12 protein-coding genes are annotated in these 15,748 nt (G+C 69.7%); 7 read left to right on the top strand and 5 right to left on the bottom strand.

The genetic code is table 11. The features are described from left to right. Window position 1 precedes the first annotated feature (1 nt). From ABIB38_RS10730 to ABIB38_RS10715, 4 genes are read right to left on the bottom strand one after another with little or no spacing between them, the layout of a single operon-like run. Entirely contained in the window at window positions 2-1,168 is a 1,167-nt protein-coding gene (locus ABIB38_RS10730; protein WP_429203752.1) for an HlyD family secretion protein, read from the bottom strand. Then, on the bottom strand, window positions 1,165-2,763 hold the full coding sequence (locus ABIB38_RS10725; protein ID WP_429203751.1) for an efflux transporter outer membrane subunit: 1,599 nt from the start codon (window positions 2,761-2,763) through the stop codon (window positions 1,165-1,167). The genes ABIB38_RS10730 and ABIB38_RS10725 overlap by 4 nt, the downstream gene beginning before the upstream one ends. A gap of 2 nt (window positions 2,764-2,765) precedes the next feature. Next, a complete protein-coding gene (locus ABIB38_RS10720) occupies window positions 2,766-3,890 on the bottom strand; it encodes an AI-2E family transporter (RefSeq protein WP_429203750.1) in 1,125 nt (374 codons plus the stop codon). A 24-nt stretch (window positions 3,891-3,914) separates the two neighbouring features. Beyond that, window positions 3,915-4,697, bottom strand: a complete 783-nt coding sequence (locus ABIB38_RS10715) for a 3-hydroxybutyrate dehydrogenase (protein ID WP_429203749.1) — start codon at window positions 4,695-4,697, stop codon at window positions 3,915-3,917. 198 nt (window positions 4,698-4,895) lie between these two features. Between ABIB38_RS10715 and hepT the strand changes: the two genes are divergently transcribed. The 6 genes from hepT to ABIB38_RS10685 all read left to right on the top strand — a co-directional run bounded on the left by hepT (window position 4,896) and on the right by ABIB38_RS10685 (window position 14,215). Beyond that, window positions 4,896-5,315, top strand: coding sequence for a type VII toxin-antitoxin system HepT family RNase toxin (hepT, locus tag ABIB38_RS10710; protein WP_429203748.1), 420 nt, complete (start codon window positions 4,896-4,898; stop codon window positions 5,313-5,315). Between the two features lie 122 nt (window positions 5,316-5,437). Next, entirely contained in the window at window positions 5,438-6,022 is a 585-nt protein-coding gene (locus tag ABIB38_RS10705) for a DUF2760 domain-containing protein (protein WP_429203747.1), read from the top strand. Continuing rightward, window positions 6,019-7,875, top strand: a complete 1,857-nt coding sequence (locus ABIB38_RS10700; protein ID WP_429203746.1) for an Hsp70 family protein — start codon at window positions 6,019-6,021, stop codon at window positions 7,873-7,875. The genes ABIB38_RS10705 and ABIB38_RS10700 overlap by 4 nt, the downstream gene beginning before the upstream one ends. A 65-nt stretch (window positions 7,876-7,940) precedes the next feature. Next, window positions 7,941-10,736 carry an Hsp70 family protein gene (locus ABIB38_RS10695; RefSeq protein WP_429203935.1) on the top strand — a complete coding sequence of 932 codons (2,796 nt, stop codon included), beginning with the start codon at window positions 7,941-7,943 and terminating at the stop codon, window positions 10,734-10,736. A gap of 99 nt (window positions 10,737-10,835) precedes the next feature. Further along, complete coding sequence (locus tag ABIB38_RS10690; protein ID WP_429203745.1) at window positions 10,836-13,559, top strand: HAD-IC family P-type ATPase; 2,724 nt, start codon at window positions 10,836-10,838, stop codon at window positions 13,557-13,559. A 122-nt stretch (window positions 13,560-13,681) separates the two neighbouring features. Continuing rightward, window positions 13,682-14,215, top strand: a complete 534-nt coding sequence (locus ABIB38_RS10685; protein WP_429203744.1) for a YybH family protein — start codon at window positions 13,682-13,684, stop codon at window positions 14,213-14,215. Window positions 14,216-14,231: 16 nt separating this feature from the next. Here ABIB38_RS10685 and ABIB38_RS10680 read toward each other — a convergent pair whose 3' ends face one another. Continuing rightward, complete coding sequence (locus ABIB38_RS10680) at window positions 14,232-14,903, bottom strand: methyltransferase domain-containing protein (RefSeq protein ID WP_429203743.1); 672 nt, start codon at window positions 14,901-14,903, stop codon at window positions 14,232-14,234. Between the two features lie 131 nt (window positions 14,904-15,034). On the opposite strand from ABIB38_RS10680, the gene ABIB38_RS10675 reads away from it, so the two are divergent. Further along, window positions 15,035-15,748 carry a hypothetical protein gene (locus tag ABIB38_RS10675; protein ID WP_429203742.1) on the top strand — a complete coding sequence of 238 codons (714 nt, stop codon included), beginning with the start codon at window positions 15,035-15,037 and terminating at the stop codon, window positions 15,746-15,748.

The raw sequence follows: 15,748 nt of genomic DNA, 5'->3' as shown, positions 1-15,748 counted from the left end.
GTCAATAAATGTAGGAAAGGTAGCTCATCAGGCGGATGAAGACGGCGCCCAGCCAGTTCATCACGGTGTAGTCGTCCGTATACACCAGCACGTCGGCCTGCCCGCCGATCCTGGCCGCGCGCAGCTGCGCGTGTTCGGAAGGGTCGAACTCCACGGCGACCGGGAAGCGCTGCGCCTGACGCAGCCAGTCGCGGCTGTTGTCGATCTCGGGCAAGGTGCCGGCCTGGGGCTGCCGGCCCGCATTGACCCCGCTGCCCACGCTGCGCACCCGGCCCTTCAATACCCTGCCCGGCAAGACGTCGAGCACGATGGCGACCTCGTCGCCCGGCGCGATATTGCCGAGGTTATTCTCGGTCATGTCGGCGCTGATCCAGAGGTCGTGGACGGCGATCAGCGTCATCGCCGCCGCACCGGCCTGCAAGACCTGGCCGACATCGGTGCGCAAGTCGGTCACCAGGCCGCGCGCGGGCGCGGTCACGGCCGTACGCTGCAGATCGAGCACGGCCTTCTCGACCGCCGAGCGGGCGCTGAGCAGCTGCGCATTGCGCTCTCCGGGCTCGCCGGCCGCCTCTTCGGCGCGGCGCAGTTCCGCCTCGGCGGCGATTTCCTGGCTGCGCGCCGTGGCCAGCGAAGCGCGCGCATTCTGGACCCGGCGGATCGACAGCGCGCCGGGGTCTTCGGCAAAGATCTGTTCCATCCGGCCCGCATCCTGGCGAGCGAACACATGCACGGCCCTGGCGGCCTGCAGCGCCGCCTCGGCCGCCTTGACCGCCAGCGCCGAGGCATTCACCGAACGCCGCACCGATTCATAGTCCGCCAGGCTGCGCCGCAGGGCGATGTGGTAGGTGCTGGGGTCGATATGGAACAGGAGTTGCCCTTCCTCCACTTCGTCGTTGTTCTTGACGTAGACCTCGTGCACCATGCCCGTCACCTCGGACGCCACCGGCACCACGAAGGCTTGCACCCGGGCCTGCGAGGTGTACGGCGTCAGGCGATCCGCCACCAGATACCAGCCCAGGCTGACCGCGATCAGCACCAGCACGACGATCAACCCCAGCCGGCTTTTCCTGCCCGTCCGCGCCGGCGCCGGCGCGGATGCCGGAACGGGCGCCGGCGCCGCGTCGCCGGGCGGCGCCGCCTGTTCCAGCTTGACCGGATCAAGGTTCATGGCCGGTGCTCCCCGCCCGGCGCGCCCTCGGCGCCGGGCGCCGGCAAGGGCGCGCGCAGGATGTCCTTCCAGTCGCTGCGCCGTTCCATGACGGCGCGGGTCGCCTCATCCACGGGCGGGCGGCGCCTGCCCTGCTCCCAGCCGCCGCCCATGGCTTTATAGAGGGCGATCAGGTTCTGCGCCAGACTGCCCTGGGTCGTGACCAGGAGCTCCTGCTGGCTATACAGGACGCGCTGGGAATCGAGCACGCGCTGGAAATCGGTCAGGCCCTCGCGATACTGAAAGCTGGCGATATCGAGCGAACGCCGGGCGGCCTTGACGCCATCGGCCAGCAGCACGATCTGCGCGCCCGTCCGGACAAAGCCGGCGGCCGTATCGTCGACCTCGCGCGCCGCATTCAGCACCGCTCCCTGGTATTGCTCGTAGAGCTGCTGGAAGCGGGCATCCTGCACCAGCACGCCGTTGCTCAGCCGGCCGTGATCGAACACATTCCACAGCAGGCCCGACCCGAGCGCCCAGTTCAGCACCCGCGGCGCCCCATCCAGCGAGGTGGCCGACAGGCCCACCGATCCCAGCAGCGAGATCGAGGGATAGAGCTCGGCCGCGCTCACGCCGATCAGGGCCGACTGGGCGGCAAGCTGCATCTCCACCGCCCGCACATCCGGCCGGCGCCGCAGCAGATCGGCCGGCAGCTCGGTGATCAGCTCGGCCGCCAGGTCCACGGGCAGCCGGATCATCGTGTGCTGCTCGCCCTGCGCCATCCCGTCTGCGCTCGCGCTCATCTCGGGCAGGGGGCCGGGCGCGCGCGCCAGCAGCGTGCTCAAGGCATTCTGCGCCTGGCGCTGGGCGATCTCGAGCGGCGGGATCGTGGCGAGGGTGCCCAGGTACAAGGTCCGGGCCTGTTGCACATCGAGCTCGGCTTCGTTTCCGCCTCGGAACAGCAGCTCGGTGATCTGCAGGCTGCGCAATTGCAGGGCCGCATTGTCGCGCGCGACCGCCAGCCGCGCCTCGGTGGTGCGGATCGTGCAATACAGGCTGGCCACCTGGGCCGCCATCAAGACCTGCACGTCGTCGTAGCGGGCGATGCTGGCCAGGTAGCCGGCGTCGACCGCCTCGATGCCGCGTTTGAACTTGCCCCAGAAATCGATCTCCCAACTGATGTCGAGATGGGTGTCGAAGTTGCTCAGGCTGCTGTCCGGCCCGCCTGCCCGCCGCTGTCCCGCGCGCAGCAGCTCGCTCCTGAGCTGTTGGCCCTGCGGATAGCGTGTGCTGCCGGCGATCCCGAGCTCGGCGCGTGCTTCCATGATGCGCAGGCCAGCGGCGCGCACCGTCGGGTTCACGCGCTGCGCCTCGGCGATCAGCGCGTCGAGCACGGCGTCATCGAAGCCGCGCCACCATTGCTGGATCGATGCGCTTTCCTGCGCGCCGGCGCGCGGCTTCAGGGAAGCCAGCGAACCGCCGTCCCAGCCAGCCAGCGCGGCCGGCATGGCGGGACGTTCGAAGTCGGGCCCGACCGTCGTGCAAGCACCCAGCAGGGCCGCGCCCGCCAGCGCCAGCGCGCCCCTGCCCGACCGCTTTCCGAGCGCGCCGCACACAATTACTCCGGCGGCGGCGCCGGCGCGGGCGCCGCCACCGCATCGGGGCTGTTCGCCACCCACCACATGAAGGCCTGGTAGCTCAGGGCAAGGAAGACCGCGCCGACGAACATGCCCACCAGGCCGGCGCTGGCCAGGCCGCCCAGGGCGCCGAGCAGGATCACCGGCATCGGGGCATTCACGCCGCGTCCCAGCAGGAGCGGCTTGAGCACATTGTCGAGCGAGCCGGCGAGCAACAGCAGCACGGAATACGTGATCGCCTGCGTGTTGCCGTAGTCCCCGCTGGTCCAGATATAGACAATCACCGGCAAGGTCGCCAGGATGGCCGGCACCTGCACGATGCCCAGCACCAGGACGAGCAGGGACAGCAGGCCGGCAAACGGCACGTCGGCGACGATGAACACCAGGCCGACCACGATGGCCTGGATCAGGGCCACGCCCAGCACGCCCAGGGCCACCGCGCGGATGGTCGCCGTGCACAGCACGACGAACTCTTCGCCGCGCTCGAAGCCCACCATGCGCACGAAGATGGCCCGGATGCCGTTGGCGCTGGCCCGGCCCCAGGCCATGATGATGCCGGCGACGATGAACGAGAACAGCAGCAGCAGCATCGCGCCGGCGATGCTGGCCACCGCCTGCAGCGCCCTCCTGGCCAGGTCGGCCACCTGCTCATGCCTGCTGCGCAGCAGCGCCGGCAAGTCGGCGGAGGCCTCAGCCCACACGTCGTGGATGCGCTTGCCGATCAACGGCCATTCGGCCACGTTGGGTGACGGCGCGGGAATCTTCAGGGTGCCGGCGCGGACGCTGTCGACGGTGTTCTGCAGCGATTCACCGAGCGAGGTCATCAGGATCGCCGTGGGCACCCCGATCGCGACGACGACGACCAGCACCAGCAGGGTCGCCGCCAGTCCCTGCTTGCCCCACAGGCGCTGCGCCAGCTTCTGGTGCGCCGGGTACAAGGTCACCGCCAGGATCACCGACCAGGCCATCAGCGACAGGAAGGGAGAAAAGATGCGGTAGCTCAGCAGCGCCAGCCCGAACACGATGCCGGCCCGGATGAACACATCCAGCAGTTTTCTCGACAGGCGTTCTTCGAGCTGGCTATCGAGCTCGTAGGGTGCGTTCACGGGGCAATCCCTTTCTATCGTGGTCTACTCCATGAACCACCCATGGCTCACGATCAGCGACTGGCCGGTGAGCGCATTCGAGGGGAACGTGGCGAAGAACAGCGCGACCCGGGCAACGTCCTGGACCGTCGTGAACTCGCCATCGACGGTTTCCTTGAGCATCACGTTCCGGATGACCTCTTCCTCGGAAATGCCCAGCTCGCGCGCCTGCTCGGGAATCTGCTTGTCGACCAGCGGCGTGCGCACGAAACCCGGCGCGATCAGGTTGGCGCGCACCCCATGCTTGGCGCCTTCCTTGGCCATGACCTTGGTCAGGCCTTCCAGGCCGTGCTTGGCCGTGACATAGGCCGACTTGAGCACCGACGCTTCTTTCGAGTGCACCGAGCCGATATAGATGATGCTGCCGCCACGGCCGCCCGCGTACATGTGCCGCACGCAGGCGCGCGTGGAGAGGAAGGCGCCGTCGAGGTGAATCGCCAGCATCTTGCGCCAGTCGGCATACGGAAACGCCTCGATCGGATGCACGATCTGGATGCCCGCATTGCTCACCAGGATATCGATGCCGCCCCATTGCGCGACGACCGCGTTGATGCCGGCATCGACCTGCGCCTCATTGGCGACGTCCATGCCCACGCCCAGCGCATCGTGGCCGGCGGCGCGGATCCCGGCCGCGGCCAGCTCGGCGGCATCGAGGTTCAGGTCGGCGATGGCGACGCGCGCGCCTTCGCGCGCATAGGTGAGCGCGATTTCCTTGCCGATGCCGCTGGCGGCGCCGGTGATGACAGCAACTTTTCCTTCGAGCTTCATGACACCTCCCTGGACTATCTGCCAGATGCTCGACCGCCCGCACGGTTCGGACAATTGGACCTTGGTCGCATCAGGCGACGAGACCGGCGCCGCGCGGTGTTCGGCGCCGTGTTCAGCGCCTTGTTTATTGACCGACTGGCGCCATCTGCATGGTTTGCCCCATGTGGGCGCACGATGACCACCGAACACGGAGGCGCCATGGATGACGACATTCTGGTCAGCAAGGCCGGCACCATCGAACGCTGCTGCCGGCGTGCCCGCGACGAGTATGAAAAAGATCCGAATACTTTCTCTGAAGACATCACGCGCCAGGACGCCGCCACCCTGAACGTGATCCGCGCCTGGGAAGCGGCGATCGAGATGGGCGACTATGTGATCGGCAACGCCCGCCTGGGCCTGCCGCGCGACGAACGCGAAGTCATTACCCTGCTGGCCGAACACGGCTGGATCGCGCCCGCCCTGGCCGAAGACCTCAAGCGCACCGGCGAGTTCTGCCGCGCCGAATGGGATCATCAGGCGTCGCCGCTGCCGGCGCTGGTGACCATCGTCAAGCGCGGCCTCGACGATTTCACCGATTATGCGGCGGCCTTGCTGGGCGGCGTACATATCATCGAATAAACTTTTGCCCCGGTTGCCAGCGCGAAAAACAGGCGCCAACTGGTATGATTCGCCTTTTCCCGGGTGGTCCTCTGTTGTCTGACATGACAGGCAGCCATCCCGCACCTGATGATCAAGAAAAAATGAACACACCTTCCAATCTGCCCGGCTTCTTCAGCCGTCTGTCGATCGCCTTCGGCGCCCTGTTCAAGTCGCTCGGCGACGCCGAGTTCGCCGCGCGCGTGCGCGATGACGGCGTCGGCCCTACCGCTGCGCCTGCGCCTGCGCCCGTCCCGACTCCGGCTCCGGCTCCAGCGCCAGCTCCGGCCCCGACGCCACTGCGCGCCCCGACCCCGGATTCGGCCCTGCAACTGCTGAGCCTATTCCAGCGCGAAGCGCGCCTGATCGACTTCGCCCACGAAAACCTCGCCGCCTATTCGGATGCCGATATCGGCGCCGCCGCCCGCGTCGTGCACGAAGGCTGCGCGCGCGTGCTGCGCGAGCATTTCGCCATCGAGCCGGTGCGCCCTGAGTCCGAAGGCAGCCGCGTCACCCTGAACGAAGGCTTCGACGCCGCCAGCGTGCGCCTGACCGGCAACGTGGTCGGCAAGGCGCCGTTCACCGGCACCTTGAGCCATCGCGGCTGGCGCGCGGCCAAGGTCACGCTGCCGCAACTGGCCGAGCGCCACGACGCGCGCGTGCTGGCCCCGGCGGAGGTGGAACTGTGAGCCAGCCGGAAAACCCACGCTACGCCATCGGCATCGACCTGGGCACCACCCACAGCGCCCTTTCGTATGTGGACCTGCAGGCCAGCGACGGCGAGAAGGCCGTCGAGTCGGTGCTGCCTATCCCGCAGCTGACCGCGCCCGGCACGATCGAGGCGCTGCCGCTGCTGCCGTCCTTCCTCTACCTGCCGCACCCGGACGAGATGCCGGCCGGCGACCGCGCCCTGCCCTGGAGCCAGGGCGAGGAAAACGCGGTGGCCGGCGAGATGGCGCGCAGCCGCGGCGCCACGACGCCGATCCGCCTGGTGTCGTCGGCCAAGAGCTGGCTGTGCCACCCAGGCGTGGACCGCCGCGCCGCGATCCTGCCGCAGGATGCGCCGGACGAAGTGCCGCGCGTGTCCCCGCTGGCCGCCTCCGCCCGCTACCTCGAACACCTGCGCCAGGCCTGGAACGCGGCGCACCCGGAAGCGCCGTTCGACCAGCAATCGGTCACGGTCACCATCCCGGCCTCGTTCGATCCCAACGCGCGCGAACTCACTCTTGATGCGGCGCGCCAGGCCGGCTTCGCGCCCACCCTGCTGGAAGAGCCGCAGGCGGCCCTGTACAGCTGGATCCAGGGCAGCGGCGGCCGCTGGCGCAAGCAGGTCCAGCCGGGCGACATCATCCTGGTGGTCGACGTCGGCGGCGGCACCAGCGACTTCTCGCTGATCGCGATCCTGGAACGCGACGGCAAGCTCGAACCGCACCGCGTGGCCGTGGGCGACCACATCCTGCTGGGCGGCGACAATATGGACCTGGCGCTGGCCCACTTCGTGGCGCGCAAGCTCGCCGCCAACGGGACGCAGCTGGACGCCTGGCAGATGCGCGCCCTCACCTACGGCTGCCGCAGCGCCAAGGAAGAACTGCTGGCCAATCCCCATGCCGCCACGCATCCGATCGTGGTGCCGAGCCGCGGCTCGAAGCTGATCGGCGGCTCGATCCGCACCGAACTCACGCGCGAGGAAGTCACGTCGTTCATCACCGACGGCTTCTTCCCGCGCGTGGAAGCTTCCGCCCGTCCGGCCGTGCGCACCCGCGCCGGCCTGACCCAGCTCGGCCTGCCGTATGCGCAGGACGCCGCGATCACGCGCCACCTGGCCGCCTTCCTGGCGCGCCAGGCCGGCGCCACCGCCGACCTCGAAGGTTTCAGCGGCCGCGTGACTGCGGAACATACTTTCCTGCATCCGAGCGCGGTGCTGTTCAACGGCGGCGTGTTCAAGTCCGGCATCCTGGCCCAGCGCGTGATGGACACCATCAACGACTGGCTGTACATGGAAGGCGCAGAGCCCGCGCGCATGCTCGAAGGCGCCGACCTGGACCTGGCGGTGGCGCGCGGCGCGGCCTATTTCAGCTACGCGCGGCGCGGCGGCGGCGTGCGCATCCGCGGCGGCACGGCGCGCTCCTACTACGTCGGCGTCGAATCGTCGATGCCGGCGATTCCCGGCATGGAGCCGCCGCTGGAAGCCCTGTGCGTGGCGCCGTTCGGCATGGAAGAAGGCAGCGAGCTCGAATTGCCCGGCCAGGAGTTCGGCCTGGTGATCGGCGAGCCGGTGACCTTCCGCTTCTTCGGCTCCACCGTGCGCCGCCAGGACCGCATCGGCGACGTGCTCGAATTCTGGGGCCCGGACGAGCTGCAGGAACTGAACGAGATCCAGGCCACCTTGCCGGCCGAAGGCCATGCGGCCGGCGACGTCGTGCAGGTCAAGCTGCATGCGCTGGCCCTCGACACCGGCACGCTGGAACTGGCGGCCGTCGCCCGTGACGGCCAGCGCTGGAAGGTCGAGTTCGACGTTCGCACCGCACCCGACGCACAGTGACGGCGCCAGGCGCTTACCTCGTCGGCATCGACCTCGGCACCACGAATACGGTGCTGGCCTATTCAATGCCGAGCGACAACGGCAAGGGCGCGATCGAGCTGATGTCGATCGACCAGCTGGTGGCGCCCGGCGAAGTCGCCGGCGCTCCGCTGCTGCCGTCGATGCGCTACCACCCGGGCGCGGACGAACTCGCGCCCGGCGAACTGCAACTCCCCTGGAACGTCGCGGACGTGGCCGGCGTCGAACGCGTCGCGCTCGGGCGCCTGGCGCGCGCGCTCGGCGCGGCCACGCCGGGGCGCCTGGTGGCCAGCGCCAAGAGCTGGCTGTCGCATCCCGGCGTCGACCGCATGGCGCCCATCCTGCCCTGGGGTGCCGATGCCGACGTGCCCAGGGTGTCGCCGGTGGCGGCCAGCGCCAGCTACCTGGCCCACCTGCGCGCCGCATGGAACACGCGCTTTCCCAGGCAGCCCCTCGAGCGCCAGCAGATCGTGCTCACGGTGCCCGCCTCGTTCGACGAAGGCGCCCGTGCGCTGACCCTGGAGGCGGCCCGGCAGGCCGGCCTGCCGGACGTGCGCCTGCTGGAAGAACCGCAGGCCGCGCTGTATGACTGGCTGTACCGGCATCGCGCCGACCTCGGCGCGCAGCTTTCCGATACCCGCCTGGTGCTGGTGGCCGACGTCGGCGGCGGCACCACCGACTTCAGCCTGGTCAAGGTCGAGACCAGGGATGGCGAACCATCGCTCACCCGCATCGGCGTGGGCAACCACCTGATCCTGGGCGGCGACAATATGGACCTGGCGCTGGCCCGCCTGGTCGAGGCGCGCATGGCGGAACAGGCCGGCGAAGACGCCGCGCGCACCCGCCTGTCGAGCGCGCGCCTGGCCCAGCTCACCGAACGCTGCCGCGCCGCGAAAGAACGGCTGCTGGCCGACGATGCACCCAGCCACGTCACCGTCACCCTGCTCGGCGCCGGCAGCCGCCTGATCGGCGCCAGCCGCAAGGCGAACCTGGAGCGCGCGGACATCGAGCGCATCGTTCTCGATGGCTTCTTCCCGCTCAACGCGACGCAAGAGGACGCGAAGCGCGCACGCGCCGGCATCGTCGAATTCGGCCTGCCGTATGCGAGCGACCCGGCCATCACGCGCCACCTGGCGGGCTTCCTGCGCCAGCACGCGGCCGCCGCGCGCGAGGCGCTTGGCCTGCCCGACGATGGCGCGCTGCCGGTGCCCGTGCCGGTGCCGGACACCGTGCTGCTCAACGGCGGCGTGTTTCGCGGCGCGGCGCTGGCACAGCGCCTGGTCGACACCCTGGCGGCATGGCGCGGCGCGCCGATGCGCGTGCTGCACAACGACAACCCCGACATCGCCGTCGCCCGCGGCGCCGTGGCCTATACGCTGGCGCGCCAGGGCCTGGCCCCAGGCATCGAAAGCGGCGCCGCGCGCAGTTACTACCTGCTGCTCGACGGCGAAGCGCAAGGCGACAGGCTGCGCACCGTCTGCCTGCTCCCGCGCGGCACGCCGGCAGCGCTCGAGGTGGCGCTGGCGGACCGCAGCTTCGCGCTGCGGGTCGGACGCCCGGTGCGCTTCCACCTGGTCTCGACGGTCGCCGACAGTGGCGCGCCGCCGCAGGCGGGCGACCTGGTCGACCTGGATCCGTCAGGGGTGGTGCGCCTGCCGGCGATCGCCACCGTGCTGCGCGCCGCGCGCGGCGCGCCCGCCGAGATCCCGGTGCGGCTGGTGACGACGCTGAGCGAAGTCGGCACGCTCGACGTGCATTGCGTGGCCGAGGATGGCGGCCAGCGCTGGCAGCTCGCCTTCCAGCTTCGAAGCAACGACAGCGATGACGGCGGCAGCGGTGACGATGGGCAGGAAGAAGCGCTGCCTCTGGAGCTCGATGCCGCCGTCGACAAGATCGAGCGCGTCTTCGGCGCCCGCTCGAAACAGGTCGACCCGAAGGAAGTGAAACAGTTGCGCGCCGGCCTGGAGCACCTGCTGGGCGCGCGCGAGCGCTGGACCACGCCCCTGCTGCGGCGCCTGTTCGACGCCCTGCTGGCGCGCGCGAAGGGTCGACGGCGATCCAGCGAGCACGAGCGCGCCTGGCTGAATCTGGCCGGTTACTGCCTGCGCCCCGGCTTCGGCCATCCGCTCGACGAATGGCGCATGGAACAGCTGTGGGCGATGTTCGAGGGCGGCGTCCAGCACCCAAGGGACAGCCAGGTGCGCGCCGAATGGTGGACGCTGTGGCGCCGGGTGGCGGGCGGCCTCTCGACCGAGTCTCAACTGCGCGTGCTGGACGATTTCGCCTTCAACCTGCAGGCCGACGCCTCGGAGCGCGGACGCCGGCCGCTCACCCTGGTCGACGGCAGCGAGGAAGACATGCTGCGCGTCGGCGCCTCGCTCGAACGCATCCCGTCGGCCTATAAAGCCGAGATCGGCGAATGGCTGCTGGGCCAGATCGACGCCATCCCGTCCGGTGGCAAGCCCGATGCCCGCGCCAGCGCGCGTTACGGCCGCTATCTATGGGCCCTGGGCCGGGTCGGCGCGCGCCAGTCGTTCCAGTCGAGCGCCCACGAAGTGGCGCCGCCCGACGTGGCCGAACGCTGGCTGGAAAAACTGCTGCAACTGGACTGGCGCAAGGTGGAGCCGGCCGGCTTCGCCGCCGCCCACATCGCGCGCATGACGGGCGACCGCTCGCGTGACATCGACGAAGCGGTGCGCGCGGACGTGCTGCGGCGCCTGGCGTCCAGCGGCGCGCCGCCGATGTGGACGGCGATGGTGCGCGAGGTGGTGGAGCTGGACCAGGCCGTCGAGACGCGCTTGCTGGGCGACGCCCTGCCGCCAGGGCTGAAACTGCTGCGCTGAAGGACGGTTGGGGTCGCTTGATGACAACGGCTTGCCATGGTAACTTTTTGGCATCATGTGTTTGTCATCATGCACCGGGAAGCGATTCCAGCATCGACAATGAACCAGCCCATCTCCCCCGACCGGCTGGCGGCGGGAGCCGACGACTGGCACGCCCTGCCGGCCGGCGAAGCACTGGCCAGGCTCGCCTCCTCGCCCGAAGGACTCGCACCGGAAGACGCGGCGCGGCGCCTGGCGCTGCACGGACCCAACACGCTGCCGTCGCCCCCGCGCACGCCCGCCCTCCTGCGCTTTCAGCTGCAATTCAATAACGCGCTGATCCTGTTCCTGCTCGCCGCCGCGGCGCTGGCCGCCGCCCTCGGGCACTGGGTCGACGCGGCCGTGATCGTCGGGGTGGTGACGGTCAACGCCATCGTCGGCTTCGTCCAGGAAGGCAAGGCCGAGCAAGCCCTCGGCGCCCTGCGGGCCATGCTGGCGCCCACTGCGCGCGTGGTGCGCGCCGGCAAGCACGCGACCGTCCCGGTGGCCACGCTGGCGCCGGGCGACGTGGTGCTGCTGGAGGCGGGCGACCGCGTCCCCGCCGACCTGCGGCTGCTGCGTGCCCGCGCCCTGCTGGTCGACGAAGCGATCCTCACCGGCGAATCGGTGGCCAGCGTCAAGACCGGCGACAAGGTCGACGCCGGCGCGGCCCTGGGCGAGCGCGAGGGCATGGCGTATTCCGGCACCCTGGTCGCCGCCGGCCAGGGCCTCGGCCTGGTGGTCGCCACCGGCAGCCACACCGAGATCGGCCGCATCGGCGCCATGCTCGGCAAGGTCGAGCCGCTCACCACGCCCCTGCTGCGCCAGGTCAACGGCTTCGGGCGGCGCCTCACGGTGCTGTCGATCGCCGTCGCCGCCCTGCTGTTCGCCTATGCGGTCGGCCTGAAAGGGATGGACTGGGTCGCGGCGCTGATGGTGGTGGTGGCGATCGCGGTGGCGCTGGTGCCCGAAGGCCTGCCGGCGGTGATCACCATCACCCTCGCCATCGGCGTGCAGCGCATGGCCGCGCGCCACGCCATCGTGCGCCGCCTGCCGGCGGTGGAGACGCTGGGCGCGACCACCGTGATCTGTTCCGACAAGACCGGCACCCTGACCCGCAACGAAATGACGGCCTGCCGCGTGGTGACCGCGACGGGCGGCATCGGCGTGAGCGGCGCCGGCTATGCGCCGCTGGGCGCGTTCGCGCTGCCCGAGGGCGGCGCCGGCCTGCCGGCCAATGCGCGCCGCCTGATCGAAGCCGGGCTGCTGTGCAACGACGCTCACCTGCGCCAGGGCGCGGGCGGCTGGCATGTGGACGGCGATCCGATGGAGGGCGCGCTGGTGACGCTGGCGATGAAGGCCGGGCTCGAGCCGGGCGCCTTGCGCGCCGGCCACCCGCGCGCCGACGAGATCCCGTTCGACGCCCGGCACCGCTTCATGGCCACCCTGCACGGCCTGGCCGACGGCGGCGCCGAGCTGGTCGTCAAGGGCGCGCCGGAGCGCGTGCTGGCCATGAGCGGCAGCCAGCTCGACGCGTCCGGGACCAGCATGCCGCTGGACGCCTCTTACTGGGAAGGCCAGGTCGCCGCGGCAGCCGCCAGCGGCGAGCGCGTGCTGGGCTTCGCCCTGCGCCGCTTTGCGCTCGCGCCGCCGCAGCTGGACTTCGATGCCGTGGACGAGCTGGTGTTCCTGGGCCTGATCGGCTTCATCGACCCGCCCCGTCCCGAGGCGCTGGCCGCGATCGCCGACTGCCGCAGCGCCGGCATCGCGGTCAAGATGATCACCGGCGACCACGGCGCCACCGCCGCCGCCATCGCCGCGCAGCTTGGCCTGGCCGAGCAGCCGGTGGTGGCCACCGGCCAGGACGTCGACGCCGTCTCCGACGCCGGGCTGCGGGCCCTGGCGCGCCGCACCCACGTCTTCGCCCGCACCAATCCCTCCCACAAGCTGCGCGTGGTGCGCGCGCTGCAGGCCGAGGGCGAGGTGGTCGCGATGACGGGCGACGGCGTCAACGACGCCCCGTCGCTCAAGCAGGCCGACGTCGGCATCGCCATGGGCAACAAGGGCACCGAGGCGGCCAAGGAAGCGGCGCAAATCGTGCTGGCCGACGACAACTTCGCGTCCATCGTGGCGGCGGTGAGCGAGGGCCGCACCGTCTACGACAACATCCGCAAGGTCATCGCCTGGACCCTGCCCACCAATGGCGGCGAGGTGCTGGCCATCGTCGCGGCGCTGGCGCTGGGCCTGACCCTGCCGATGACGCCGCCGCAGATCCTGTGGATCAACATGATCCTGACCATCACGCTCGGCCTGGTGCTGGCCTTCGAGCCGGCCGAACCGGGCGTGATGGCGCGCCGGCCGCGCGACCCGCGCTCGCCGCTGCTGTCGCCCTTCATGCTGTGGCGGGCGGCATTCGTGTCGGTGCTGTTTACCGCCTGCGTGTTCGCCGTGATGGCCTGGGCCGAACGGCGCGGCCTGGCCACCGAGGCGGCGCGCACGATGGTGGTCAACGTGCTGTGCGTGCTGGAGATCTTCTACCTGTTCAACGTGCGTTACCTGCACATGCGCTCGTTCACCTGGCGCGGCGCGCGCGGCACGCCGGCGGTGCTGTGGGCGATCGCCGGCGTGGTGGCGGCGCAGCTCGCGTTCACCTACCTGCCGTGGATGCAGGCGCTGTTCGATACCCGCGCCGTGGCGTTGGTGGACGGCGTGGCGATCATCGGCATCGGGCTGGCGTTCATGGCGGTGCTCGAAGCCGAAAAAGCGGTGCTGCGGCGCTGGGGCGTGTTCGTCGACCTGCGCTGAACGCCGGCCCGATGCCCGCGGCGCGCGGCGCGCGAGTCCATGCGCAGCGGATGGCGGTGACAATCGGTGCATCTTTGCCGCGAACCGCTCTCTATGCTCATCTGTTTCAACCGGGAGACACGATGAGAACCCTGCTAGCCGCAATCTGCCTGGCCCTTGGCCTGTTCCTTTCCGCGCCGCAGGCGCAGGCGCAGAACCCTGCCGCCGACAAGCAGCAGATCGAAGCCATCGTCGAGGCCTTCCGCGTGGCGATCATCGACAAGGACGTCGACAGCTTCATGAAGCTGTTCCTGCACGAGGACATCACCTGGGCCGGCGTCACGACCGACGGCAGCCTGGCCCGCATCAATGCCGAGATCAAGGATCCCAACGCGCCGCGGCCCATGAAATACTTCAACAGCAAGCCCCGCAAGTTCATCGAAGGCATCGCCAAGAGCCCGAGCCGGAAAGAAGAGACCTTCGACAGCGTCCACATCGACAGCGATGGCGACGTGGCCCAGGTCTGGTTCGACTACACCTTCGTGGAGAACGGCCACAAGAACAACTGGGGCAAGGAGAGCTGGCAGATGGTGCGCACGGCCAGCGGCTGGAAGATCGCCGCCGTGATCTGGTCGATGGAGCTCAATCCGGTCCCGCCGCCCGCGCGCGCGCAATGAAGGCCGCAATGAAGACTTATCCCGGCAGCCGCCCTGCCAGGATCAGCGACACCGGCTTGCCGGTGCGCGGATCCAGCGGTTCGCGCATCTCGACCACGCGCAGGCCGTGCCGCTCGAACAGCGCGATCCAGCTCGAGATCGTGCGGAAGTACCACGGCGGCGCGTCCTGGAAATCATCGCTGAAGCCGGCCCAGCTGCCGGTGCGCCAGCCGTCGGCGTAGGGCGCGTCGCCGCAGGCCGTCACCGGATGCACGGTCTGCACGACCAGCGTCCCGCCCTTGCGCAGATAGGTGGGCGCGGCGGCCAGCAGGCCATCGACCGCTTCATGCCCGATCAGCGAGAAATTGGCGACCGCGACGTCGGCCGCCAGCGCCAGCGCGCCGGCCGCGATCCGTTCATACGACAGCACGCGAAAGTCGCCGCCGCCGGCGGCGCGCGCCCGTTCGACGAGGCCGTCGATCGCGTCCACGCCGACCATCGTCACTTCGGGCAGCGCGCGTACCAGCCAGCCTTCGCCGCAGCCAAGGTCGACGCCAGTGCGCGGCGCATGCGCACGGACGGCATCGACGATGGCGGCGTTGGTCACCAGCGTGCGGCTCTCGATTTCTCCGCTACGCACTGCGCTGGTCCAGGCAGCCGCATTGCGCGACCAGGACGCGAGGATTGCTGCATCGGTCTGACTCGACATATTCCCTCCTTGACGCCGATTATGCACCAATCGGGGCGCACCGTCCCGGCATGGCGGCCGTGGTTTTCAGTGAGCCTTTTTCGGCTCCGGCACGACATAATGCAGGATCGATTCCGGATGACGCCTGCCCCATGCCCCGATCACGATACGCTTGCCTGCTTGCCCTGCCCTTCTTCACCTTCTGCGCCGCCACCGCGGCCAGCGCCGCCGACGCCACCCGGGTGTTCGTCGAGAACGGCGAGCTGCATTATTCGGGCTACCTGGACGACGACGCCAACCGCCGCCTGTTCTCTTTGTACGACAGCCTGGCCATCAAGCCGACGGTGCTCGCCATCGAGAGCAAGGGCGGCATCGTCGACTTCGGCCTCGACCTGGGTGACTGGGTGTACCGCAAGGGCATGGACGTGAAGGTCAGCGGATACTGCCTGTCTTCCTGCGCGAACTATGTGTTTACCGCCGCGCCGCGCAGGACCGTCGGCAACGTGGCGGTCATTGGCTTTCACGGCGGTATCAGCAGCGCGACGTTCAACCTCGGGGGCGAGCGCAAAGCCGCCTACGATGCCATGACCCCGGAGCAGCAGCACGCATTCCGGGCCGACCAACGGAAGCACATCCAGCCGCTGCTTCAGCGCGAGACCGATTTCTTCAGGAAGATCGGCGTCAGGCAGGACATCACGACCTATGGGCAGGCGAGCCGCTTCGCCCTGCCCGACACGGACGGATGGACCTTCACCAGGGAAGACTTCGCCCGCTTCGGCGTCGATCGCATCGAGGTGATCGATGGACCATGGCGGCCGGCGATGCCCGGCAACGCCATCACGATCACCACGATCGAGGTCGACTAA

Origin of the sequence: Massilia sp. UYP11, from assembly GCF_050434805.1 — a bacterium.
In the GTDB taxonomy this organism is placed as follows: Bacteria; Pseudomonadota; Gammaproteobacteria; order Burkholderiales; family Burkholderiaceae_D; genus Telluria.
Note: the sequence above shows the minus strand (reverse complement) of the source record. Positions and strands in the feature narration are given on the sequence as shown.

Excerpts from the sequence above, each read along its gene's own strand:
- ABIB38_RS10730 (WP_429203752.1), bottom strand. The coding sequence starts at position 1,168 with ATGAACCTTGATCCGGTCAAGCTGGAACAGGCGGCGCCGCCCGGCGAC.
- ABIB38_RS10715 (WP_429203749.1), bottom strand. The coding sequence starts at position 4,697 with ATGAAGCTCGAAGGAAAAGTTGCTGTCATCACCGGCGCCGCCAGCGGC.
- hepT (WP_429203748.1), top strand. The coding sequence starts at position 4,896 with ATGGATGACGACATTCTGGTCAGCAAGGCCGGCACCATCGAACGCTGC.
- ABIB38_RS10705 (WP_429203747.1), top strand. The coding sequence starts at position 5,438 with ATGAACACACCTTCCAATCTGCCCGGCTTCTTCAGCCGTCTGTCGATC.
- ABIB38_RS10695 (WP_429203935.1), top strand. The coding sequence starts at position 7,941 with ATGCCGAGCGACAACGGCAAGGGCGCGATCGAGCTGATGTCGATCGAC.
- ABIB38_RS10690 (WP_429203745.1), top strand. The coding sequence starts at position 10,836 with ATGAACCAGCCCATCTCCCCCGACCGGCTGGCGGCGGGAGCCGACGAC.
- ABIB38_RS10685 (WP_429203744.1), top strand. The coding sequence starts at position 13,682 with ATGAGAACCCTGCTAGCCGCAATCTGCCTGGCCCTTGGCCTGTTCCTT.
- ABIB38_RS10680 (WP_429203743.1), bottom strand. The coding sequence starts at position 14,903 with ATGTCGAGTCAGACCGATGCAGCAATCCTCGCGTCCTGGTCGCGCAAT.
- ABIB38_RS10675 (WP_429203742.1), top strand. The coding sequence starts at position 15,035 with ATGCCCCGATCACGATACGCTTGCCTGCTTGCCCTGCCCTTCTTCACC.